The organism is Alteromonas marina, assembly GCF_000808575.1.
Classification (GTDB): Bacteria; Pseudomonadota; Gammaproteobacteria; order Enterobacterales; family Alteromonadaceae; genus Alteromonas; species Alteromonas marina_A.
This window is the reverse complement of the sequence record NZ_JWLW01000009.1, coordinates 1-24,067: the sequence shown is the minus strand read 5'-3', so window position 1 is coordinate 24,067 and position 24,067 is coordinate 1. Positions and strand designations below refer to the sequence as shown.

The following is a 24,067-nucleotide window of genomic DNA, read 5'->3' as shown; positions in this document are numbered from 1 at the left end:
GTGGGTGTCCTTTTAATCTCTGAATGTAACGGGGGCGAAGCGTACGTGCTCTCCCTCTTTGACATTCAATGCAGCAGCGGCTTGGCGAGATAGTACGGCAACTTGCTTTTCTTCGCTTACCGTCATCTCGGTGGCAACTGCACGAAAATCAGATACTGATGTATTAATGATGTAGTGCGTTTGCCCTTGGGCAGCAGCGCTATCGTCAATCACTACAGGCAGTTTTAAGCTCGACTGAGCCGTGCGGATGTGGCTTAAGTTTGCTTCTACCGTCGGGCCTGCGTCGAAAATGTCTACGTAGCCGCGGCAAGAAAAGCCTTCTTCTTCAAGAAGCTGAAGAGCAGGGCGTGTTTTGTCATGAACTTCGCCAATCACTTCTTGCGCTTCTTTGCTAAGCAGATTTACGTATATCGGGTACTTCGGCATAAGTTCAGCAATAAACACTTTATTACCAATGCCAGTTAAGTAGTCGGCAGTAGGAAAATCCATAGAGAAGAAATGGGTTTCCAACCACTCCCAAAACGGTGAGCGTCCTTCTTCGTCACTCACACCGCGCATTTCAGCAATAACTGTCTCTGAGAAGCGTTCACGGTGCTCCATCATGAACAAGAATCGAACCTTTGAAAGGAAGCGGCCGTTTATGCCGCCGCGGGCTTGTTCGCGAAGAAACAGCGTACATATTTCAGTAACACCGGTGTAGTCATTACAAAACGTTAGAATGTCTACCGTGTTGTGAATGTTAAGCTCGCGCGAGGCGTGCACTACTTTGCTTAGGTGGTAATGATAGAACGCATCGTCTATACCAACAGCCGCTTCAATACCTGTTGTTCCCACTACCTGTCCGGTAGTGGTATCTTCCATTACAAACAAGTATGACTCATCGCCAGGTTCGGTTACGTTTGGTTTGTTAAACGCAGTTTCTGCACGATCAATTTTACGCTGCAGCAACTCGTCGTTGACAGGTAAAGACGTAAAGCCAATACCTGATTCAACGGCGATTTCTTTAAGCGCGTTATAGTCGGCCTTCGTGATAGGGCGAATGATATTCATGTTCGCTACTCGTGTTGTAATTATTCGGCGTTTACAACGGCAGCAACGGCGCGTTCAAAACGTGCAAGACCTTCTTTGATGTCTTCATCAGGAATAACCAGTGAAGGTGCAAAACGAATAACGTTCATGCCAGCAACAAGACACATAAGGTTCTCTTTCGTTGCAGCCATCATGAAGTCACGTGCACGGCCTTGGTATTTCTCATTTAACGCACAACCTAACAGCATGCCTTGACCACGTACTTCTTCAAATACGTTGTACTTTTCATTGATAGCACCTAGTAGTTCACGGAATAGGGCTTCTTTCTTAAGTACACCTTCAAGCACTTCTGGTTGGTTCACGATATCTAACGCTTTTTCCGCAACAGCACAGGCTAGTGGGTTACCACCGTAAGTACTACCGTGGGTACCTGGCTTAAGGTGTGCAGCGATGTCTGCTGTGGTAAGCATGGCACCAATTGGAAAGCCGCCACCAAGAGATTTTGCGGTTGTTAGGATATCAGGTGTTACGCCAAGACCCATGTAGGCATAAAGGTGACCAGTACGACCAACACCCGACTGAACTTCGTCAAAAATAAGTAATGCGTTGTGCTTGTCACAAAGTTCGCGAACGCCTTTTACGAAATCTACATCAGGTGGAATAATACCGCCTTCACCCTGAAGCGGTTCCATCATTACCGCGCAGGTTTTGTCAGAAATTAGCGCTTCAAAGGCCGCTAAATCGTTGTAGTCACAGTGGTCAACAGCGCCTGGCTTAGGACCAAAACCGTCAGAGTAAGCTGCTTGACCACCTACTGTTACGGTAAAGAAGGTACGGCCGTGGAAACCTTTGTTGAAAGCGATGATTTGGTTTTTTTCTTCACCGTGCTTGTCCAGCGCCCAGCGACGAGCTAGCTTCAATGCTGCTTCGTTCGCTTCTGCGCCTGAGTTTGCGAAGTAAACTTTGTCAGAGAATGTCGCATCGTTAAGTTTCTTAGCGAGACGAAGGGCTGGTTCGTTAGTGAACACGTTGCTTAAGTGCCAAAGCTTGCTGCCCTGTTCATTGAGAGCTTTAACTAATTCTGGATGGCAGTGACCTAAAACGTTTACCGCAATACCGCCTGCAAAGTCGATGTACTCAGCTCCATCTTGATCCCATACGCGCGAACCTTCACCTCGAACAGGTACCATACCTGCTGGGTTATAGTTAGGAACCATTACATCATCAAATGTAGCGCGAGTTACGTTCATCTTTGTTACCTCTGCGTTGGGCGCCAATCACACAATGTGAGTTTGCTTGTAGAATCAACGAGTACGTTTTGTTCGTACTCCGAGTGACAAAAAGCATCAACTGGACGCGTAAAAACTAATCGGATTTGTTTTACAGTATGCCATTTTTTTTAACATTTGTCTTCTATGTAAAGGGCTGTAGCCCTTTATTTATAAGGACTGTGGCTTAATTTGCAGGAAAAGTGAATAACTATTAACTACTGGTCTATATCGATTAGTAATAATCGTTTTTTACGCCAAGAAAAGCGCCGCTTGGGAGTTTTGTTATGCTTCACGATAATTTTCGTGCTGTAGTAGACGATACTCAAGTTACCTTTCAGTAGCGCTAAAACCAGTCGAGTCGTTGAGTAATAGTCAATAATTCAGTGTATTTAATATGACTGCTAGACTAGGTGCATAACGAGTGCATGAATATCCACAAAATATTTAAGGTTTGCCTTATTTTTATGCTCGTAATTTGGTCTAAATGAGTAAAAAAAGCAAACTGAGCCTATCTTTTATCCTCGTTTTTTACCAACGGAAGAGTGAAAATATCCATGCTTTTGAGTTTCTCAAGTGCACCCGCAGGATAGCGCTGCTCAGAAAAAAGCGGTTTTACTTCTTTAATGTCGACGAGTTTCAGCTGATGTAGCATTCTTATTTGTGTGTAAGTTCGCGCTTGATGCAGTATTTTACTCAAGGTTTTGGGTTGACTGGGCTGCTTATCGGCGCAGTCTCGCATTGGCTGTGCAATGGGGAGGCGTGTGAAGTGCATCCATTCTAAGATGTCTGCACTCACCGCATCAGCGAATTCTTGTTGCAGAGCGATAAGATGGTTGGCCGACGGCGCAATTTTTAATAAAGCCTCATGACGCTTTTGCTCTTTGTCTTTCTGGCACTCTTGTAGTAAATGCAGTTGGATCTTATCGAACAGTTTGAAATAAAGTCGTGTTACAGCACAGCGGCCTAAATTACTTATCATTGCTAGCGTGTAGGCTTGATTCTTATTTAAGTCACTCATTGCAGCTAGGCGTTTTGCAGTAAGCGCAACGCCTGTTGAGTAATGCGTTAGCTTTTGCTTGATAAGCGGGTAAGGATCAGTAATTTGAGGCATAGCGCGCTTTAATATCAATGAAGGTATCAGCGTGCGCAAGTTTTCTATTCCCAAAAAGCTTAAAGCAGTGCGCAACGTCTCAACGACGATTATCCGTCCTCGCGAATCTTTGCGTCTGAATTGGGGCGTATTTACAACAACTATCAATTCGTCATAAAGCCATGGCATGGTGGCGGCTATAGGCTCTAACTTTGAAACCGAGCATGCTTTTACCGATAGAGCATCTAAAAGTTCGCCGATATTTTCAGGTAAGTTAAGCACGTTCTGAACGAGTTCGTCGGTATAACTCAGTTGCTCAGTCAGTTCACCAAGCAAAATTTCGTGAAGATGATGACTCACAGATTCCAGGTAAGAGGCTTCGGTTTTTTCTTGCAGGCGCTTATTTTCAATTGCAACTTTCTCAACGTGGAGTAAAAGTCTGCGCGCGTCTCCTTGCTCTGACTGTTCGAAGCTAACTTGACCCACCTTGCGCTTTCCTAGCATTTCAAGAACGCGTTCGGGTGATATGACCATATTTTCGAAACGATCATCTATCGTGGGCGATGTGGTTGCCCCCATTGTCATTTTAAAAGCACTCCTGCTCATAACTTTTTGGTGAACGGCTATATTATCGTACATCAGGGCCTTATAACTTTCGCAATGCTAATGGTGGAAATAATAGCTACAACTTGAAAGTGTTTTATTCGCTCGGCAACTTTTGATATCGCTTATGCAGTTCTCGACATTACGTTAATTCAGTACAGTGACTAAATTAGTTTATGAAAAGTTAAACGAAAAATCAGTGAATTGCGAGTTTTACCGGTCTTCAAGCGTAAGCTTTACGCATTTTAAGTATCGGCACTAAACTCGCTAACTTAAACCGTTTTAACACGAAGAAAGGCATCAAGCACATTGTGGCCGTGTTCGGTAAGTAGTGACTCCGGGTGATACTGTACCCCCCAAATCGGGTAGTGGATGTGCGAAACCGCCATAATTTCTTTCGTGCCTTGAGCCGTTTCACACCAAGCATCAACACGTAGCGATGGCGGTAAAGAGGTAGGGTTTAAGACCAGGGAGTGGTAACGAGTTACGTTAAACGTACTAGGTAGCCCGTTAAATAAGGCCGTATTGCCGTGTGATAATACTGACACTTTACCGTGTTTAATTTCTTGTGCGCCAACCACTTCAGCGCCGAATGCTTGGCCAATTGCTTGATGACCCAAGCAAACGCCCAGTATTGGCATTTTGCCAGCAAAGTGTTTAATCGCAGCTAGACTGATACCTGCTTCGTTAGGCGTGCAAGGTCCCGGCGAAATAACAAGATGAGAAGGGGCTATATGCGAAATATCGTCGATGCTGAGAGCATTGTTTCGCACAACTTCGACGTCTGCGCCGAGCTCTGTAAAATAGCGAGCAAGATTGTGAGTAAACGAATCGAAGTTATCAATTAACAGCAACACAGCAGTGCTAGTCCTTGGTATTTCTGAAGTATGGGGGTTTTACACATGAAGCGCTTTATCAACGCTTCATGCTGTTAGTATTTTAAGCCCTAAAGCAACGGTTTATGGCTTTGGGATGAAGCCGACGGCTTTGTAAACTTTTGCCAACGTTTCTGCCGCACGTGCTGATGCTTTTTCAGCGCCTTGGCGCATAACGTCATCTAGATATGCTCTATCTGCGCGAATTTCAGCATAGCGAGTTTGAATAGGCTCAAGTAACGAAACTACCGCATCTGCTACGTCACCTTTTAAGTGACCGTACATTTTATCGGTATATTCAGGCTCTAGATCTTTTACCGATTTACCCGTAGCGAGAGAAAGTAAAGTAAGTAGGTTTGATACGCCTGGTTTTTCTGTCGGGTTGAAGTAAATGTTGGCTTGTTCGTCAGAGTCTGTGACCGCGCGCTTAATCTTCTTAGCCAGCTTTTTCGGCTCTTCCAGCAAACCAATGAAGTTATTTGGGTTGTTGTCTGATTTAGACATTTTCTTTTCTGGCTCTTGCAGGCTCATGATACGCGCACCGAACTCTGGAATATAAGGGTCTGGTAAGCGGAATACGTCGCCGTATAAGTTGTTTACTCGCGTTGCTATATCGCGTGTTAACTCAAGGTGCTGTTTTTGATCTTCACCCACAGGTACTTTATCGGCTTGATAAAGCAAGATATCTGCTGCTTGAAGTACAGGGTAGCTGTACAAGCCTACGTTTATGTTGTTCTCATTTTTCGCAGACTTATCTTTAAACTGCGTCATGCGATTTAGTTCGCCCATTTGGGCATAACAATTTAACACCCACGACAACTGTGCATGCTCTGGTACGTGAGATTGCAAAAATAGCGTACTCTTTTGCGGATCAATGCCGCAGGCTAGATAAAGAGAAAGGCCGTCTAAACAAGCTTCTGCAAGTTGCTTCGGATCTTGTCTTACGGTGATCGCATGTAAATCGACAATCATGTATAGACAGTCGTAATCGTCCTGCATGGAAACCCACTGCTTAAGTGCACCCATGTAGTTTCCAAGGGTAAGTTGTCCTGAAGGCTGACAGCCACTTAATACAACGGATTTATTACTCATTTCTTTTTACCTGTAATACGTTAAATTCTGTTAAAAATTAAGCTTTTGATAACGATGAAAGCTCATCGCGCATTTGTGCAATGACATCACTGTAATCGGGTTGAGAAAAAATCGCCGAACCAGCCACAAACATGTCTGCTCCCGCTTCTGCTATTTCGCGAATGTTATCGACTTTGACACCACCGTCAATTTCAATTCGTATATCGTAGCCGCTTTCTAGTACGCGCTGTTTTACTGCTCGTACCTTATCTAATGTGCTAGGTATAAATTTTTGACCACCAAAGCCTGGATTCACCGACATAATAAGAATGTGGTGCAGTTTATCCATAACGTGGTCAAGGTAGTGCAGTGGTGTGGCCGGGTTGAATACCAAACCCGGTTTGCAGCCTGCATCAATAATAAGCTGAAGAGAGCGGTCGATGTGCTCTGACGCTTCTGGATGAAAGCTAATATAGCTTGCGCCAGCATTAGCGAATTTCTCAATGAGGTCATCTACCGGCTTTACCATAAGGTGAACATCGATAGGTGCAGTAATGCCGTATTTTCTCAACGCTTCGCAAATCATCGGCCCAAACGTAAGGTTTGGCACATAGTGGTTATCCATTACATCGAAATGCACCACATCGGCGCCAGCGGCTAACACGTTTTCTACGTCTTCACCTAGCCTAGCGAAGTCAGCAGACAGTATTGATGGGGCGATTAAAAATGGTTTCATTACATGTCCTTTAAATCAAAAACAACAAGGTGCGTTGCCACTTACGTTTTGAGGTTGCGAAAGTTTACCCAAAACCACGCTTCTTTACTATGTAAAGGACGCAACAAGGTTAATTTCACAGAAATTTAAGACCAGTAACCTTAGTTTACGGTGCTGCCCAACTTTGGTGAGGTTGCGTTTTATTGGTGCGTTATTGTTCGTTTATTGGATCGTCCAAAAACTGTGGATGTGAGATTGCACTTAAATAAGTCATTATTTTTCAATGTTTTAAATTTATTTCGGTCGACTTTTTTGATGAACCATAAATGGGCATCAACTTTGCGTTACCCAGTCCAAAAAGAAAACACAGACAGAAAAAAACGAATTACAACAAGTTTGAATTTGACTGGAGAACACACATGAAAACATCTACAAAAAGAACTCTACTTGCCGCTGCTATTTCTTCAGCGTGTTTACTAACTGCTATGCCTAGCTATGCAGAGGGTGAATTTACTGCGAATGCTGGCGCGACCAGCAATTACATTTGGCGTGGTCTAACCCAAACTGTAAACGAAGCTGCTGTTCAAGGCGGTATCGACTATGCGCACGAAAGTGGTTTTTATGCAGGTACATGGGCGTCGAACGTAAGCTATGCATCAGATGATATTTACTCATACGAGCATGACGTATATTTTGGCTACTCGGGCGAGTCTGATGGTATTGCTTATGACTTCGGTTACCTGTACTACAACTACGACGCTGAAGCAGAATTTGATTTCGCAGAAATCTACGGCTCAGTTGGCATGGGTGGTGTAAGCGTAACAGTTTACCTACTAGCGCACACCGAAGCTGACGAAGCAGAAGGTCAAGATTTCGGCTTTGGCCAGGCTTACTACGCATCTCTTGACTATACTACAGAGATTTTGAACGGCACTGAGTTGACTCTACACGCTGGTTATCACAGCGGTGACTTTGTTGATGCGTTTAACTTTGGCGACGGTACTGATAGCTATGCTGATTACGGCGTAACTATTGCTAAAGACGGTTTTAGCTTTGCAGTGACCGGCACTAACCTAGATGATGTTGGAGCTGACGCATTAGATAACGACGAGTTGAAATTCACTGTAGGTTATTCAGTAGATTTCGAACTCTAAAATTATAGGGAGAGGTCAACGGACAGGCCTCTTGACTTAAACGTTGAGTAATAAAAGCCTAATATATATTAGGCTTTTCATTTTTAAAGCAACGCATTTTTAACTTGTTCGTTACCTACTTTTGATTATAATGAGACTACTTTTTAGACGAGTGTAAGGGGTGTTCAGGATGAAAGTTCTTCCTTTTTTTGCGATTTGTGGAGCCGTCGCCCTGGTTAGTGTGGCTGTTACAAACCCGCCAAGCTCTCGTTCGTCTGTTTGCGAATTCCAACCTGTTACTGAATTTAACCCCAAGTTGCCAGCAAGCCACATTCAAAATCAATGCGCCCGTCATCAAGAGGGAGTGGAAGAAGTTAGTTGGCTATCGTGGATAGCAGGTAAATCACCGTCTTTTCAATTCCACTTTTTAGACTTACTAGAGTTGCTTCATAGCGACGATGGTAATCGAGATTTCACCTCACCTTCAAACGATTCATAGGGGCGGCGTGATGCAATCTGGTACTGGTTTCTGGTCAGTTCTAGGTAGTGTAGTAGCAAGCTTATTCGGCGTGCAAAGCCACAAAAACTATGAACGGGACTTTACTAAAGGTACCTTTATTAGTTTTGCTATTATTGGCGTTATTTTAGTTGGGGTATTCGTCGTTTCGCTTTTTATGTTTGTCAGATGGTATGCAGGCTAAACCCGAGCTAGACCTATACACTACCTAGATGAACTCAGACTCGTCAGCATTGCGAATGAATGCTTTCTAACCTTTCTTTCAGTTTTATGTTCGTCATCAAGCTTACGGGCGCTGAACTATTTTTTTTTATGCGTGTTTCGTTTGGGAACGACTTTGGCGGGTGGAAAATAAGCAAGTATTTCATCCACAGGCTGCCGCTTCGCACCATTTTGACTTATTGAGCGCTTAACCGACAGCATACTAAAGTCTGCGCCCTGGTATAAGGCGCGCGTGAGCGGTAGGTCATGATTCGATATCAATACTGGGATACCACGCTTTTTAGACGCTCGGGTAGCGAGCTCAGCCAGCTTCTCTTGTGACTCTTGCCCAAAGCTTCGCGCCGCGTAGCTAGTAAACGCTGCTGTTTTGCTAATAGGTGCGTATGGGGGATCACAGTAAATGACATTGCCTCGCCTAGCTCTTGAAAAAACTTTTTCAAATGGTAGACACGTAAACGTAGCCTTTTGTGATTTTTCAGAAAACACAAACATCTCGTCTTCAGGGAAATAGGGTTTTTTATAGCGCCCAAATGGCACATTGAAACGGCCTTGAAGACTATAGCGACATAAACCATTGTAACCATGACGATTTAAATAAAGAAAAAGAATAGCTCGGTAGTATTCATCCTTCGTTGCGTTGAACTCCTCACGCAAGTCGTAGTACATCTTTTCTTTATTGCGACTCCCATCAAAAAAAGTTCGAGCGTCGTTAATCAGCGCATCGGGTTGCGCTTTTAAGAAGTTGTATAGATTAATGAGATCAGGGTTTATGTCATTAAGCAGGTAACGTTTGTATTGCGTATTCAGAAATACAGAGCCGGCTCCAACAAACGGTTCTATAAGTTTGTTAGCTTGCGGTAATCTGGCCTGAATATGCTCAACCAAGCTGTATTTGCCACCGGCCCATTTTAAAAAGGCCCGGTTTTTTTTCTGCATCATGCTTAAACGTTACTACCTAGACGGAATGAAGACGGTGGTTTTTCCGTGCGCCGCCGTTCCAAGGGAAAGGGTCGTCTTTATACTTTTATGCTGATCAGTATCAGATATCACCACACTAAAGGTAGATTGTAACTTTCATCAGTAAAACGGACAACCAACAAGTGTCGCAAGAATGGAATTTTGGCAAATTATCAAAATTAAAAGAGAGTTTGCGTAAAAAAGTGGCTTAATTTTGTGCTTTGTCTATTTCAGAGAGGACCTGATTTCCTCGCTTAATAAACGCATTTTGTTTGCCCGGATATTCAGGTAGCGCCGCACGTACCTGTTGTGCTTGTGATAGTGAGGAAAAAACCTCTCGAAAAACAACGACAAACCAGTCGCCACCATAGCGTTCGGTTTTATAAATGCGGGTTTGACCTACAAGATTGTTTTCACGCAAGAATGCATTGAGCACCGATTCGCTTTTCATCGCTAGCATCTGAATGGCGTAATCGTTAGCACTAATCCATTGATTTGGCTGCAGTGATGTTTGGTTCCTATTTTCTCTGCTAAGTGCCGTATCAGCGCTTTGTTCAGTTTTTTCACCTGAACTAGTATCGACGAAGGAAGAATTACTGCTTCGTGCCCTTGCTGTAATATTACTATTATCGCCTTCTGTTTTAGACGAAGAACCTGCATCAGGCAATGTTGATACTGCGCTTTCCCAATCAGTAATCAGCGAGTCATTGGCTGCTATTTCATTTTCAGCTGGCATATCAAGGGTTGATTGGTTCGGTAACTCAGGCGTGGCAGTCGGTGTTGAGACAATTTCCACATTACCGGTTTGTACGCTTACGTTATTTTGAATTTCAGCAGCTGTGGTTTCTCCGCTTTTTTCATCGTCGCCACTGAAGCCTTCACCAGCAATGCCGTCTGCAATTAGCTTATTATAGGCTGAACCCGGTTGAACCTGAGTTTCCTTAGGTTCAAGTGTTTGCTGGCTAATAGGAGAAAAAATAGATGACAGTTTTTCACCGTATTGCCAATAAATAAGGCCTGAGAATGTGACCAGAAAGACTAGAACCACCCCTAAATAAAACCATTTTGTTTTTAGTGGGTTAGTGAATGTCTTGGTGTTTTCACGTTGTCTATTTTCTAAGTGAGCCTGAAACGCTTCTCTTCGTGACGCGATCATTTTGTCGAGATCTGACTCGAAATTTGGCTGCTCACTAATGACAGATTGGCTACTAATAATAAGCGGAGTTTCAGTATTCTTCGCAGGAAGCCATTGTTTGGCGCGCTCAGCCCACTCATTATTGGCAAATAAAAGCACGTTCAAATGTTGTTTATTGCCAGCAAATCTACTCTGTAACACCAAATCCCATAGCTCTTGTAACAGTGCATCAGGAAGATTATGGGCTTGGGTGATAGCGATTAGAATTGGGCCTTCGTGGCTATTCAGATCAGAAAGTAACTCATTGAGGGGGCGAACAAAGCTTCCCACTACTTGACCTAGTAGCTGGCGGCAAAGCTGTCTACGATAGTCAGAAGGCTCCATATTATCTTGCGCGGTCAAATACGCAATTTCGGTATCGTCGTGCTGTTGGAAGACAAAGGCTTCAAGGGTTTTTTGCTGTTGAGCAATAGACTCACCGCTGACAAAGATCAGCTGAGAGGAGTAATTGACCAGATATTCCAAACGTTCATGCAGTTCACTTTGCATGGGAGTTTGCCCTTATTCACCGTTGCTTTAAAACTAGTCTAGCAACGCACCTTGTTACTAGTTCCCAAGTCTCGGGAATAACGAAAGGGCACGCTGCCAGTTTGTCGTGAACGCGATTGACTAAGAGAGAATGTCAGTAAGGATGGCGTCGGTGACGTCTTTAGTAACAACCGCTTTGCCAATGCCTTGAGGAAGTACAAATCGAATACTGCCCGCTTCCACTTTCTTATCGCGTTTCATGTGCTTAACATAGTCGTCTTTCGTCATGCTACTAGGCCCTGCAATAGGCAGTGCAAATGCTTCAAATAGCGACGATACGCGTCGTGTTTCTGACGCTTCAAACCATGTTAATGCTTCAGCAGCTTTACAAGCAATTATAGTACCAGCGGCTACCGCTTCGCCATGCAGCCAGTTGCCGTAGCCTTGTTCAGCTTCAATAGCGTGACCAAAGGTATGCCCAAGGTTTAGAATAGCGCGCAATCCACCTTCCCGCTCGTCTTTCGCAACCACATCTGCTTTTATTTCGCAGCAGCGAGAAATAGCGTAGGTAAGGATTTCAGTATCAAGAGACGTAAGTGCGTTAACGTTTTCTTCAAGCCACGTAAAAAACGGTGCGTCGTAAATAATGCCGTATTTAATAACCTCTGCCATACCAGCAGCAAATTCTCGTGGCGGTAGTGTCGCCAGCGAGTCAGTATCGATAGCAACATAAACAGGTTGGTAAAAAGCACCAATCATGTTTTTACCTAGAGGGTGGTTTACCGCGGTTTTTCCACCTACCGATGAGTCTACCTGGGAAAGCAGGGTAGTAGGGACTTGAATAAAAGGCACACCGCGTTGGTAAGTTGCTGCGACAAAGCCCGTGAGGTCTCCTATCACACCACCGCCAAGGGCAATAAGTGTTGTATCTCTTGCCGCATTTAGTTCGAGAAGGCGGGTCATGACTACTTCGAATTGTTCTAAATTCTTGTACTGCTCGCCATCTGGCAAAATAATGGTTTCAACTTGAACGTCACCACATGCTGCTTTAGCGGTTTCTAAGTAAAGCGGCGCAACGGTCTCGTTTGTTACGATAACCGCCAGAGGGCCTTTTATGTAGGCACTAAAAAGACCGGGTTGCGAAAGCAGCCCAGCCTCTATCTGTATAGGATAGCTACGTTCTCCAAGTTCCACAGTTAAGGTTGACATTGGCGTAGCACCTCCTAATACATATTTAATTTATAGACCGATTTTACTGATAATTTGATTTGCTACAGCACGTGCACTTTGGTCGTCTGTATCAACAATGTAATCAGCAACTTCTTCGTAAAGCGGGTTGCGCATTTCTGCAAGATCGCGAAGTACTTGCTCTGGATCTTCGTTTTGCAGTAAAGGGCGACGTTTGTCGCGTTGTGTACGGGCAACTTGCTTATCGATTGTCGTTTGTAGGTAAACAACGATGCCGCGGGCAGATAAACGATTACGCACAGCTTTGGTTACAATAGAGCCGCCGCCAGTGGCAAGTACAATACCTTGCTTATCTGTCAAATCGTTAATGACGGTTTCTTCGCGTTTACGGAATCCATCTTCGCCTTCAAGGTCGAAGATCCAGGCGATGTCCGCACCTGTACGGCGCTCAATTTCCTGATCCGAATCAAAAAAGTCTAGGTGAAGTTCGTCTGCCAGATGTCTACCGATAGTACTTTTGCCAGCACCCATTGGGCCAACTAAAAAGATATTACGTTTTTCAGCCATATTTGCTTATATCACAACTTAATCATGTTAGGGGCAGTGCACTGTTGCCTTACCAGCCTACCCATTGACTCGTGCCTATTTAGTTTCCAATAAGCACCACTCCTTAAACCTCGCTTAAATTTCGAGGCGGGGATTATCTCAGTTTCACGTAAGGCGTTGCAAGTTTTGTTACTAACAAATAGCGTATACCTGTAAATTTAGTGATAAAAACGGTCTAAAAACAAAAAAAGCGCATTAAGATGCGCGTTTTTTGAAGATAAAACTGTTCTTATGGACGTTCAGTTACAATTTTGGGTGTAACAAAAATGAGTAACTCTCGCTTCTGTTGAAGTTGTGACGTATTTCTAAATAAGGCACCCACAACAGGTAAGTCACCAAATAAAGGTACCTTGGATACGCCATCAGAACTTGTCTGCTGGAAAATCCCACCAAGCACAATGGTTTCGCCGTTTTCAACCAATACCTGCGTTTTAATTTCCTGTGTATCGATAGCAACTGCATCACCAGTTGATGTAGCCACGGTTTCGCCGCGCGTATCTTGAGTTACCACTAAGTCCAGAATAATGCGATTATCTGGCGTAATATGAGGAGTAACTTTGAGCGATAGAACCGCTTTTTTAAACTCAACCGATGTAGCGCCGCTTGACGTTGCCTGCACATAGGGTATTTCCGTACCCTGTTCAATGTAAGCTTCATGTTGGTTGGCCACAGTAATACGAGGACTTGCAATAATTTCCCCTTTGTTTTCCGACTCAAGTGCAGAAAGTTCAAGATCTAATATGGTGCCGTCTACTAAGCTTGCTATTTGAAAGCCGATGCTTCCCGCAGCGCTGGTTACCGGAAGGTTCACATTAAGACGATTATCAATGCTAGGCACCACGCCTCCGGCAATGGTATCGGCTGCTTCGAGGCTGCCTGATACGCCGTTATCATCTTGGCGGTCGCTGAACCCCCAGCGCACGCCTAACTGTTCGTCAACATTGTCAAGTACTGTGACCATTCTGCTTTCAATCAGTACCTGTTTAACTGGAATATCTAACGCGTTGATAGTTTTTCTTGCTTCGTCAATCGACGCTAATGTATCACGTATAAGTAGGGTGTTGGTTCGCTCATCTACCGTAACGCCGCCACGCTCGGAAAGAATACCGCCTTCGGTAGATTTTAGAATAGTAGCCAATGCAGAGGCTTTAGCGTAGTTAACTGAAATATTTACCGTATGCAAAGGGGCTAAATCTGAGACTTGTTTTTTAGATTGCAACGCTTGAGTTTCACGAGCAGACAATTCTTCTGCAGGGGCAATCAACAAGATATTGCCCTCTAAACGCTTGTCTAATCCTTTAACGCGCAAGATCATATCTAAGGCTTGATCCCAAGGAACGCCAGATAAACTGATAGTAACATTGCCTGATACTGTGTCAGTCGTAACGAGGTTAAAGCCATTTACTTGCGCAATAATTTGCAAAACCTGTCTTACAGGTACATCTTGAAAATCAAGAGAAATAGGGTCGCCAGTATATTTCTTCTCTGCCTCAAGTGCTTCTTGCTGTTCACTGTCCATTGGTGAAATTGCTACGCGTAATACGCTATCTTTCACCGTGTTTTTGACGGTAACTGGACCTGAGTAATTTATCTCAATACGGGCGGCATTTTCGTCTTCAAAGGTTTCTATGGTCGAAACGATAGTTCCGAAGTCCGCCACGCTTAGCTCTACTAGCTGATCTTGAGCTAATGCAGTATTGGTGAGTGTGAGTATCACCTTTCCTTGAGATTCAATAAGCTGCACCTTTGGTGCTGTGCCCACAAATTCTACTAATGTAATTGCAGTGCTATTTGCCGCTTGGGTAAAGTCTATATTCGTAATGGTGGTAGCTGGGGCCGTTTCATTTCTCTTTGCGTTAGGATCTACCAGTAGTGGTTCCTGTGCTTTGACAGGATGAGAAACCAGAAAGGTGAATGAAAATATTGCAGCGACAACGAAGGCCAGCCAATACCATCTAGGCGCTCTACGATTGAGAGATTTGTTGAAAATATATCGTTCGGCCATGCTTACTCTCCCGCCTTCGATGCTGTAGTCATTGTTGTTGTTTTCCTTTGCCAGCAGCCTGCACCATCAGGTAATAGTTGTTCAATAGTAATTGAGTCGGTGCCAATTTGCATAATTTTGCCATAAAACAATCCGATACGGCTCCCTACTTTCGCTTTATGTAACACTCCGTCGTTGCTTTTTAATAACGCCCATTTCACTTCTTTAACCGCAAAATTGCCGGCAAGGGCGAGGGCATCTAAGCCATAAGCCTCCAAGGCTTCCTTTGGACGTTGAAAGTTAGGCTGTAGACAGTTTTCCACGCGAGCTTTAGCTACAGGGGCCGCATTGTTGCGCGGGCGGTCAAACGGGCTTCTAAGTGCGCTTGCAGTATAACTAAATGGCGGGTGGGTTTTAAACTCTGGGTAGGGCTCGATTTGAGGCTGCGCACGCGATTTCACACTTTGCGTGTAGGCTTGAAGGTCATTCAGTTTTGGCGAGCAGCCCGCAATAAGTAACAAGGCCAAAAGAGAAATAAGTACACGAATCATTGCTCATCTCCTTCAAAATCCGAGGAGTTTTCAGAACGATAGGTTTTGGCTTGAAGTTTAAGGGATAGCCCGTTTGCTTGCCGTTTAATATCAAAGTCATGCAGCGTAACAATACGAGGTAAGTCCGCCACTTTAGACACGAATTCCCCAAAGTTGTGATATCCGCCACTGACTTCCATTTCTATAGGTAGCTCAGTATAGAATTCTTTCGGTACTTCTTGTTGCCAGTTAAGTAGTTCAAATGTCAGGCCTGCCGATGTGCCGACATAAGTGATGTCGTCAAGCAAACCTGGCGTTTCATTACTGGTGGGTAAGCTCTTAAGCATGGAAGAAAAATCTTCTTTAATTTTCGCGAGCTGCGCTTCATAAGCTTCTAAATTCGCCGCGATACGGTACTTCGCTTCAAACTGCAGCTTAAGCTCTTGTTCTTTCAACTCAGCTGCATCCTTGATAGGGAGCTTTGGGCTTACCAACGTATAATAGCTAAGGGCGCCTACTAATATTGCGACGAATGCAGCAACGACAATGCGAACTTCATTCGGCCAAATAGCAATCTGCTCAAAATCGAGTTCGTTTAATTCTTTAAGTTTCGAAACGTCAAACTTCATAATTATGGCGCCTCACTACTAGCGCTTTTTAGGGGGGCAACATTCGGCGCGATAGAAAATGTAAGGGTAAAGTTACTAATAGCTCTTGCCGCACTACTGTCAGACTTAATCGTAGAGAGTTCTGCGCCCACAAATACTTTAGAGTTATCTAAGGCACGCATAAAGTCTGATAAGCGATTATTAGAGTCGCTTATCCCTTCTATTTTGATGCTGTTATTACTTCTTGTCATTGATTCAAACGCCACCCCTTGAGGTACCAATTTGGCGAGTTCATCAAACACAATAGGCGCGACATTACGGCTGGCCTGAAGCTGTTCAATTAAGGCCATACGTTGTTCAACAGCGTTCTTTTTGTCTTTTAGTTTCTTGATTTCGCCGATCTGTGCATCAAGAGTAGCAATTTCGCGTTCAAGATATTGGTTACGTGAGTTTTGGTTATTAATCTGCTGGTCGATAGCTTGCCCTATAAACCAAAAAATTAAGCCTACGATAGCAGCAACGGCAACCAAGCCAACTAAGTATTGTTGTTTTTGATGTTGGCGCTGTTTTTCTCGCCACGGAAGTAAATTTACATGTGCCATGGCGTAAAGCTCCGGCTCGCCAGACCCGCTGCAATTGCAAGCTGTGGTGCAATTTTGCTAAGTCGAGTCGTATCGAGTTTTGGGTTTATCGTCATATTGCTGAACGGGTTAAAGCAATCTACTTCAAGGCCTAAGTCTTGTTTCAGAATCTCTACCAATGGTTCGATGGTCGCTGCGCCACCACTTAATAGAATCTTACTTGGGCGTTGTGCATGTAGAGTGCTCATATACATCTGCAGCGCCCGGTTGATGTTCTGCTGAAGGTTAGCAGCAAAGATGGGAAGGGTATCTTCTACCCAATTGCCTGAAAGCGTGCCGTCTAATAGCTGACGCTCTGCCACCTCTCGTTCTACCATATGGATGGCACTAATATCACTGATTAATTGGTTAAGCCCAAACGCATGCTCTTTTGTATAAATTACGTCACCATTTTTGATCACGCATATTTGAAGTAGCGAGGCACCCACATTAATGCAACAAAGTGGCTCATCTTCTGGCTGAGGGGGGTGAAAAAAGTCTAACGCATTGCCAATGGCGTAATTTTCCATATCAACAATTTTAGGCTCGAAATTGGCTTCTCTAGTAAGCAGCAACCGGCTATCTACTAAGTCTTTATGAGCAGCGGTCAGCAAAACGTTCACTTTGCCAGTATGGGTAGTACTTGGCCCCATTTCTTCAAAATCTAAATACACTTCTTCAAGAGGATAGGGAATCAGACTGTCAGCTTCAATTTCTATTTGATTTTCAAGATCATAATCGTTTTGTTCAGGATCCATGTATACGATTTTGCTAATTACTGAGGTTCCTGCCACCGCAACATTCGCCAACTTCAATTTTGTCTTCAGAGATTTGCGAATTTTTTTCAGCGCAATGCTTACCGATTCATAATCTTTGATATCTCGCTCTGAAAAAGCGATTTTAGTGATCGGCTCGCAGGCATACCCTTGAAGGACGAACCCGTCTTTAGATTGTTCTAGCCATACCGCTTTTATTTGACGCGTGCCTATATCTAAGCCCACAATGGGCGGCAGCTTTTTTTTAAACAGCGATTTCATTTGCAAGTGTCCAGTTTCAAAGGTAGTTGCTCTAAAGTACAATATTACTCTATTAGTATTGTGCGTATGGTTCTACAGATAACACATACGTATAGAATATACGTCATTTCAACAAAATGTCTTGGTATCCGTTACAGTGAAGTACATTAAACCACTTATTTTATTTAGTTTTCTATCAGGCCTTCTTGGTTTTGCAGCACTGGTAGGTATTTACTTTTATATCAAACCTGACCTGCCAAGCGTTACTGTACTTAAGGATGTAAGGCTGCAAACCCCTATGCAGATATACACCAAAGACGGAAAACTTATTTCGCAGTATGGAGTTAAACGGCGGATCCCCGTAAAACTTGAGGAAGTTCCACAAGAATTAATTGACGCCATACTTGCTACCGAAGACAGTCGATTCTACGAACACCACGGTATCGACCCCATTGGTATAATGCGTGCAGCAGTAAGTTTAGTCTTAACTGGCGAAAAACGTCAGGGAGCGAGCACGTTAACTATGCAGCTGGCGCGAGGCTTTTTCCTGAGCCGTGAAAAAACCTATATTCGTAAGATAAAAGAAATATTTATTGCATTGCACATGGAGCAGGAGCTTTCTAAGCAAGAAATTCTCGAATTATACCTCAATAAAATTGAGTTAGGTCATAGAGCTTTTGGTTTCGGTGCGGCGGCTCAGGTGTATTATGGCAAACCGCTTAACGAGCTTTCTTTAGCCCAAATTGCTACTATCGCGGGTCTTCCAAAGGCACCTTCAGTGCTAAACCCAATCAGCGGGCCACAGCGGTCTGTAGAGCGCCGACGTGTTGTGCTGCTTCGAATGTTAGATGAAGAATACATTACTAAAGCGCAGTTCGATGAAGCTGCCAATGCGCCAGTTACGGCCAAAAAGCACGGTGCCGAAATTGAAGTTGATGCCCCTTATTTGGCTGACACCATTTACAATGAAATGGTCGAAATTTATGGAAAAGAAGAAGCGGAAACTGGAGGCTACCAAGTATTCGCAACAGCAACGTCTGACCTTCAACTAGCCGCGCAACGAGCGGTTGTGAGAAACCTTCACGATTACGATGAACGTCATGGTTATAAAGGAGCGATGGGGTACCTATGGGATATTCCAAAGCAAGAAGGTAAAGATGACGTCATTCCCCAGCTTTCGTTAAGTTTTGATGTAAGCAATAGAACATCTCGTGAAGAGTGGGATGATGAATCACTTATACGAGTGCTTGAAGAAATCCCTCACATCAAGCCTCTGTTACCTTCTGTGGTAACAAAGGTAAATGAACAGTCAATCGATGTGCTTGCCGTTGACGGAAGAACCATTACAGTAGAGTGGGATGGCTTGGACTGGGCGAGGCGTTATATTACGGATTTTAGGCAGGGCAGTGACCCTAAAACCGCGTCCGATGTTACTCAAGAAGGGGCGGTTGTCTACATCAGGCAGCAAGAAGGGCTGTGGCGTATTTCGCAAATCCCCGAGGTAAGCGGAGCCTTTATTGCACTTAACCCGAAAAACGGCGCGGTAGAAGCCGTGGTTGGCGGTTACAGCTTCTACCAAAGCCAATTTAATAGAGCTACCCAGGCTAAGCGCCAAGTGGGTTCAAACATCAAACCTTTCGTTTATTCAGCAGCGTTAGACAGTGGTTACACCCTTGCCTCTATTATCAATGATGCGCCTATTAACCAATGGAATGCCGCTACAGGTGTCGCCTGGCGCCCTCAAAATTCGCCGGCTGAATACGACGGTCCAATCAGAATGCGTAAAGCCCTTGGTAAATCGAAAAACGTGGTATCGGTTCGATTACTCCGCGGTGTTGGTCTTAGAGAAACGGCTGATTATCTAACGCGCTTTGGATTTAATAAAGATGATATCCCGCTGGATGAAACCGTGTCTCTTGGTTCGAGTTCGCACACGCCGCTTGAAGTGGTAAGAGGTATGTCGGTCATTGCGAACGGTGGCTACTTAGTAAACCCTCATTTTATCAGCAAAGTGCTTGATGAAAACGGCGATGAGCTTTGGAAAGCAAACCCAGTTTGGGCGTGCAATCGTTGTGAAAATCAAAGCGATCCAGAAATACTACCTGAAGACGAAGAAGCCGATATTGAAGCCTTACTTGCCGCTGAACTAAATCAAGATATTTTACTTGGCGACGTCGATGATGACGAAGCTGCAGAAAAAGTGATTGCGCCTCAGGTTATTACTGCTCAAAACGCTTTCTTAGTGGCAGAAATGATGCGAACGGCTGTGAGAGCAAACGGAAATTGGAGCAAGAAAACCTATTGGTTAGGCACCGGCTGGCGTGCTCGTAATATTCTTCAGCGTACTGACATAGCTGGGAAAACGGGTACAACGAATGACTCGCGAGACACGTGGTTCAGTGGTTTCCACAAAGATTTGGTGGCAACAACTTGGGTCGGGTTCGACAACATGGGGCGTCAGTTAGGACGTGCCACGCGTAATCAAAATTTGATTAATAAGGCGCCTGAGAAGTTTAACTGGATAGGCAACGCCATGATTGGCATTGAAGATGGCGCTAAAGCGGCGGAGCCAGCGTGGATCAGATTTATGCAATTTGCTTTGAAGGACAAGCCACATACGCCTATGCCCGTACCAGAAAATATAGTACGTGTTCGCATTGATCGTACCAGTGGAAAGTTGACCAGACGAACAGACCATACGACACTATTCGAATATTTCCTGCAAGGTACTGAGCCAACTACTTACGTTCGCGATGACGAAGTGTTAGATCCAGCCACGCAGGACAAGACAACTGCGCCAGAGCCAGAAGAAATATTCTAATTATAAAAAAAGCACGCTGTGTGCGTGCTGCTTCAGGCGAAGGCAATGTATTTGCCCTGAACACATTATCGGAAAACCAATGTCAGAAGATTCACAGCGATATCTTTATATTCCTCATGCCGGCCCTTCACTGCTGGAAACGCCCCTACTTAATAAAGGTAGCGCCTTCACTGCGCGCGAGAGAGCTGCGTTCAACCTAACTGGTCTTGTGCCTCCACGGTACGAAACTATTGAAGAGCAAGTTGAACGCGCCTATATGCAATACAGTAGCTTCGATGAATCACTCAATAAGCACATTTATTTACGTGCTATTCAAGACAACAACGAAACCTTATTTTATCGTCTTATTCAAAAGCACATCGATGAGATGATGCCTATCATCTACACCCCAACAGTCGGTGATGCATGTGAACAGTTTTCTGATATTTATCGCAGTTCACGAGGCTTATTCGTATCTTATGAAGAGCGCCATCAGCTAGATGACATTGTTCGCAATGCGACTAAGCGCAAAGTGAAGGTGATTGTTGTAACTGACGGTGAGCGTATTTTAGGCTTGGGAGACCAAGGTATCGGGGGGATGGGCATTCCCATTGGTAAGCTTTCGCTTTACACCGCGTGTGGTGGAATTAGCCCAGCATACACATTGCCCGTAATGTTAGATGTAGGGACTAACAACGAAAAGCTACTAAACGACCCAATGTACATGGGGGCGCGCCATCCTCGTATTGGACAGGAAGAATACGACGAATTCGTTGATATGTTCATTAATGCTGTGAAGCGACGCTGGCCTGATGTCATGATTCAGTTTGAAGATTTTGCGCAGCCTAACGCTATGCCGTTATTAAATCGCTATCGTAACGACGTGTGTTGTTTTAACGACGATATTCAAGGAACTGCTGCCGTTACCCTTGGCACTATTTTGGCGGCTTGTAAAACCAAGCAGCAAAAGCTGCGTGACATGAAGGTCGTGTTTGTGGGTGCGGGGTCAGCTGGCTGTGGCATTGCCGAAATGCTTATTCAGCAAATGGTGTTTGAAGGCCTTACTGATGAACAAGCGCGTAAACAAGTGTTTATGATTGACCGCTTTGGCTTGGTGACTGAGGGCATGGAAGGTTTACGCGACTTTCAGCAAAAGCTTCAGCAGAGAAATGCAGATTTAGCTGATTGGACATTCAGTGGAGATTACGCGTCACTGTTGGATGTGATGCATTGCGCGAAACCAGATGTACTTATTGGTGTCTCTGGTCAGCCAGGCTTGTTTACTGAGCAGGTGATCCGTGCCATGAAACAAGGCTGTGAATTGCCCATAATCTTCCCGTTAAGTAACCCCTCACGACAAGTTGAAGCGCGCCCCGAGCAAGTAATTGAATGGACAGATGGCGAGGTAATTATCGCAACTGGTAGTCCGTTCAAGCCCGTAGAGTACAATGGCAATATCATCCCTATTGCTCAGTGTAATAACTCGTATATTTTCCCTGGTATCGGCCTTGGTGTTGTCGCCTCAAAAGCGAAGCTCATTAGTGATGAAATGCTAATGGCTGCAAGTAACGCTCTTGCGGCGGCGTCGCCATTAGTCAACACAGGGCAAGGCTCACTATTGCCACCACTTGCTGCAATTGCTGAAATTAGTCGTGAGATTGCTTTTGAAGTGGGTAAAGTTGCTATGGAGCAAGGGCTAGCGCTTGAGATGTCTGACGACGCATTGCGCGCCAGCATTGAGCGTAACTTCTGGAAAGCAGAGTACCGCCCTTACAAGCGGGTAAGCATCTAGTATCCGTTAACGTTATAAAAAAGCAGGCTTAGCCTGCTTTTTTAGTACTTGTGAACAACGCTTTCACCATGACTTACAACCCAAAAGCTGAAGTAAGCCACCGTCTCACTGCTCGAACTTCATCCATTTCGCGGCTGAACTCCAACCAAATGTAATATGGTGTTGCCTATGCGCAACATTTCCTATGTGTTATTCATATATATTCACGTTAATTTTCCGCTAACCCGCTGTTATTAATGAATTAATTTTAATTGGCACAATGATTGATACACCTCTTAATAGTTACAACAAGGAGCAAGGGGTGTTATTGATGACCAAGTTAAAAAACAAGGTAAGTCCTTTCTACGCGCGAATTATTAAGCGCTCATTCTCTACGTCATTAGTTATGGCCGCTCTTGCAACACTCTCAGCTTGCGACGCACCTAATGTTGATGTTGCAGCACAAGATGAAAAAGCTGCTAAAACGGCTGCTAGTACAGTTTCAGAAAGCCCAGTGGATGAGCAAATTGAAATGTTTGCTTATCTGGATGAATCCGACTTAATTGATGCCTACTACGAGGTTAAGTAATTCGCGGCTAATCCTTCTTACACACTATCGATTCTGCCACGGTTACCGCTGGCAAAAGATTATGGCAACTATCGATAGTACCAGTTTGCGGGCAAAGGACTGCTCGCCTTTTATTCATAAAACCGCGCTCTGGATAAAGCTAAAGCGCGGCTTTTTTATGTCAATAAACGTATATCGCCGTTTATTAGTCGACACCGTTGAGCTATAAGTCTTTAAAAGCTGTTCTTAGTAGCTATGTATTGCACTAACCTTAACGATAAAGTCATTTAAAGGAGCTGCTATGTCGACAGAAAGTAACTATACACCACCAGAAGTTTGGACTCAGGCTGAGGATGATGGCAACAAGTGGGCCAGTATCAATCGTCCTGTATCGGGCGCTACCCATGAAAAGGCTCGTCCTAATGGTGAACATGGTTTGCAGCTATACTCGTTAGCTACGCCTAATGGTCAGAAAGTTACCATCATGCTTGAAGAGTTGTTGGCAGCTGGCGTGAGCGAAGCAGAATACGACGCTTGGCTGATTAACATTGGTGAGGGCGATCAGTTTTCTTCTGGGTTTGTTGACGTTAATCCGAATAGTAAAATTCCTGCTATGGTCGACAGGACCACGTCGCCAGAAACCAAGCTTTTCGAGTCGGGTTCAATCTTAGTTTACCTAGCGGAAAAGTTTGGAAAGTTTATTCCACAAGATGCCCATGCTAAAGCAGAGTGTTTCAACTGGCTATTCTGGCAGGTGGGATCAGCACCTTACTTAGGTGGTGGTTTTGGGCACTTCTACAGCTATGCGCCTTATCCCATGGAATATCCTATCAATCGTTTTACCATGGAAACTAAGCGTCAGTTAGATGTGCTAGACAAACACTTAGCAAACAATGAGTTCATGGCTGGCAGCGAATATAGCATTGCTGATATGGCTATTTGGCCATGGTACGGCAACTTGGTACTTGGCAACCTGTACGACGCAGCGACTTTCCTTCAGGTGCACGAGTACACCAATTTGGTCCGCTGGGCTAAGCAACTAGAGCAGCGTGAAGGGGTTAAACGAGGCCGTATCGTCAACAAAACCTGGGGTGACGATGGTCAGTTAGAAAACCGTCACAGCGCAAAAGATATCGACGACGCACTCGCCAACACCTAATTAACGGGGTCAGAGTCTGAGGGATCCCCACGAATTTAATTCCATGTGCCAGCGGTCCAGGCCCCGTCGAC

General features: G+C 44.5%; 22 protein-coding genes. 7 read left to right on the top strand and 15 right to left on the bottom strand.

Going from position 1 to position 24,067, the window contains the following annotated elements; all coding sequences use genetic code 11:
• Nucleotides 1-12 precede the first annotated feature (12 nt).
• From astA to rpe, 6 genes are all read right to left on the bottom strand, one after another.
• Nucleotides 13-1,050, bottom strand: coding sequence for an arginine N-succinyltransferase (gene astA, locus RJ41_RS04720; RefSeq protein ID WP_014948020.1), 1,038 nt, complete (start codon nt 1,048-1,050; stop codon nt 13-15).
• Between the two features lie 20 nt (nt 1,051-1,070).
• A complete protein-coding gene (locus RJ41_RS04715) occupies nt 1,071-2,279 on the bottom strand; it encodes an aspartate aminotransferase family protein (protein WP_039217665.1) in 1,209 nt (402 codons plus the stop codon).
• A gap of 529 nt (nt 2,280-2,808) precedes the next feature.
• A complete protein-coding gene (locus tag RJ41_RS04710) occupies nt 2,809-3,975 on the bottom strand; it encodes an HDOD domain-containing protein (RefSeq protein ID WP_039217662.1) in 1,167 nt (388 codons plus the stop codon).
• A 290-nt stretch (nt 3,976-4,265) separates the two neighbouring features.
• Entirely contained in the window at nt 4,266-4,850 is a 585-nt protein-coding gene (locus tag RJ41_RS04705) for an anthranilate synthase component II (protein WP_039217659.1), read from the bottom strand.
• Nucleotides 4,851-4,952: 102 nt separating this feature from the next.
• Nucleotides 4,953-5,960: a tryptophan--tRNA ligase gene (gene trpS / locus RJ41_RS04700; RefSeq protein WP_039217656.1), complete on the bottom strand. Its 1,008-nt coding sequence runs from the start codon at nt 5,958-5,960 to the stop codon at nt 4,953-4,955.
• A 37-nt stretch (nt 5,961-5,997) separates the two neighbouring features.
• Nucleotides 5,998-6,675, bottom strand: a complete 678-nt coding sequence (gene rpe / locus RJ41_RS04695) for a ribulose-phosphate 3-epimerase (RefSeq protein WP_039217653.1) — start codon at nt 6,673-6,675, stop codon at nt 5,998-6,000.
• A gap of 305 nt (nt 6,676-6,980) precedes the next feature.
• Between rpe and RJ41_RS04690 the strand changes: the two genes are divergently transcribed.
• The 3 genes from RJ41_RS04690 (at nt 6,981) to RJ41_RS04680 (ending at nt 8,488) form a co-directional block, all read left to right on the top strand.
• Nucleotides 6,981-7,808, top strand: a complete 828-nt coding sequence (locus RJ41_RS04690; protein ID WP_084081757.1) for a TorF family putative porin — start codon at nt 6,981-6,983, stop codon at nt 7,806-7,808.
• Nucleotides 7,809-7,977: 169 nt separating this feature from the next.
• Nucleotides 7,978-8,286 (top strand): hypothetical protein, encoded by a 309-nt coding sequence (locus RJ41_RS04685; protein WP_039217648.1) that lies wholly within the window; start codon nt 7,978-7,980, stop codon nt 8,284-8,286.
• A 10-nt stretch (nt 8,287-8,296) separates the two neighbouring features.
• Nucleotides 8,297-8,488 (top strand): DUF2970 domain-containing protein, encoded by a 192-nt coding sequence (locus RJ41_RS04680; protein WP_039217645.1) that lies wholly within the window; start codon nt 8,297-8,299, stop codon nt 8,486-8,488.
• A 116-nt stretch (nt 8,489-8,604) separates the two neighbouring features.
• Here RJ41_RS04680 and RJ41_RS04675 read toward each other — a convergent pair whose 3' ends face one another.
• The 9 genes from RJ41_RS04675 to pilM all read right to left on the bottom strand — a co-directional run bounded on the left by RJ41_RS04675 (nt 8,605) and on the right by pilM (nt 17,719).
• Entirely contained in the window at nt 8,605-9,465 is an 861-nt protein-coding gene (locus RJ41_RS04675; protein WP_039217643.1) for a Dam family site-specific DNA-(adenine-N6)-methyltransferase, read from the bottom strand.
• Between the two features lie 226 nt (nt 9,466-9,691).
• Entirely contained in the window at nt 9,692-11,167 is a 1,476-nt protein-coding gene (locus tag RJ41_RS04670) for an SPOR domain-containing protein (RefSeq protein ID WP_039217641.1), read from the bottom strand.
• 120 nt (nt 11,168-11,287) lie between these two features.
• Nucleotides 11,288-12,355 carry a 3-dehydroquinate synthase gene (gene aroB, locus RJ41_RS04665; protein WP_039217637.1) on the bottom strand — a complete coding sequence of 356 codons (1,068 nt, stop codon included), beginning with the start codon at nt 12,353-12,355 and terminating at the stop codon, nt 11,288-11,290.
• A gap of 30 nt (nt 12,356-12,385) precedes the next feature.
• Nucleotides 12,386-12,901 (bottom strand): shikimate kinase AroK, encoded by a 516-nt coding sequence (gene aroK / locus RJ41_RS04660; RefSeq protein ID WP_025256800.1) that lies wholly within the window; start codon nt 12,899-12,901, stop codon nt 12,386-12,388.
• Between the two features lie 268 nt (nt 12,902-13,169).
• Nucleotides 13,170-14,945 (bottom strand): type IV pilus secretin PilQ, encoded by a 1,776-nt coding sequence (locus RJ41_RS04655; protein WP_039217631.1) that lies wholly within the window; start codon nt 14,943-14,945, stop codon nt 13,170-13,172.
• A 2-nt stretch (nt 14,946-14,947) separates the two neighbouring features.
• A complete protein-coding gene (locus RJ41_RS04650; protein ID WP_039217629.1) occupies nt 14,948-15,475 on the bottom strand; it encodes a pilus assembly protein PilP in 528 nt (175 codons plus the stop codon).
• Nucleotides 15,472-16,083: a type IV pilus inner membrane component PilO gene (locus RJ41_RS04645; protein ID WP_039217627.1), complete on the bottom strand. Its 612-nt coding sequence runs from the start codon at nt 16,081-16,083 to the stop codon at nt 15,472-15,474. The genes RJ41_RS04650 and RJ41_RS04645 overlap by 4 nt, the downstream gene beginning before the upstream one ends.
• A 2-nt stretch (nt 16,084-16,085) precedes the next feature.
• Nucleotides 16,086-16,664: a PilN domain-containing protein gene (locus RJ41_RS04640; RefSeq protein ID WP_039217624.1), complete on the bottom strand. Its 579-nt coding sequence runs from the start codon at nt 16,662-16,664 to the stop codon at nt 16,086-16,088.
• Nucleotides 16,652-17,719 carry a type IV pilus assembly protein PilM gene (gene pilM, locus RJ41_RS04635; protein WP_039217774.1) on the bottom strand — a complete coding sequence of 356 codons (1,068 nt, stop codon included), beginning with the start codon at nt 17,717-17,719 and terminating at the stop codon, nt 16,652-16,654. The genes RJ41_RS04640 and pilM overlap by 13 nt, the downstream gene beginning before the upstream one ends.
• 136 nt (nt 17,720-17,855) lie before the next feature.
• Between pilM and RJ41_RS04630 the strand changes: the two genes are divergently transcribed.
• The 4 genes from RJ41_RS04630 to yghU all read left to right on the top strand — a co-directional run bounded on the left by RJ41_RS04630 (nt 17,856) and on the right by yghU (nt 23,996).
• A complete protein-coding gene (locus RJ41_RS04630; protein ID WP_039217618.1) occupies nt 17,856-20,519 on the top strand; it encodes a penicillin-binding protein 1A in 2,664 nt (887 codons plus the stop codon).
• A 79-nt stretch (nt 20,520-20,598) separates the two neighbouring features.
• Nucleotides 20,599-22,290 carry an NAD-dependent malic enzyme gene (locus RJ41_RS04625; RefSeq protein ID WP_039217614.1) on the top strand — a complete coding sequence of 564 codons (1,692 nt, stop codon included), beginning with the start codon at nt 20,599-20,601 and terminating at the stop codon, nt 22,288-22,290.
• Between the two features lie 310 nt (nt 22,291-22,600).
• Nucleotides 22,601-22,858 carry a hypothetical protein gene (locus tag RJ41_RS04620; RefSeq protein WP_039217612.1) on the top strand — a complete coding sequence of 86 codons (258 nt, stop codon included), beginning with the start codon at nt 22,601-22,603 and terminating at the stop codon, nt 22,856-22,858.
• 280 nt (nt 22,859-23,138) lie between these two features.
• Nucleotides 23,139-23,996, top strand: a complete 858-nt coding sequence (gene yghU / locus RJ41_RS04615; protein WP_039217610.1) for a glutathione-dependent disulfide-bond oxidoreductase — start codon at nt 23,139-23,141, stop codon at nt 23,994-23,996.
• Nucleotides 23,997-24,067: the final 71 nt, after the last annotated feature.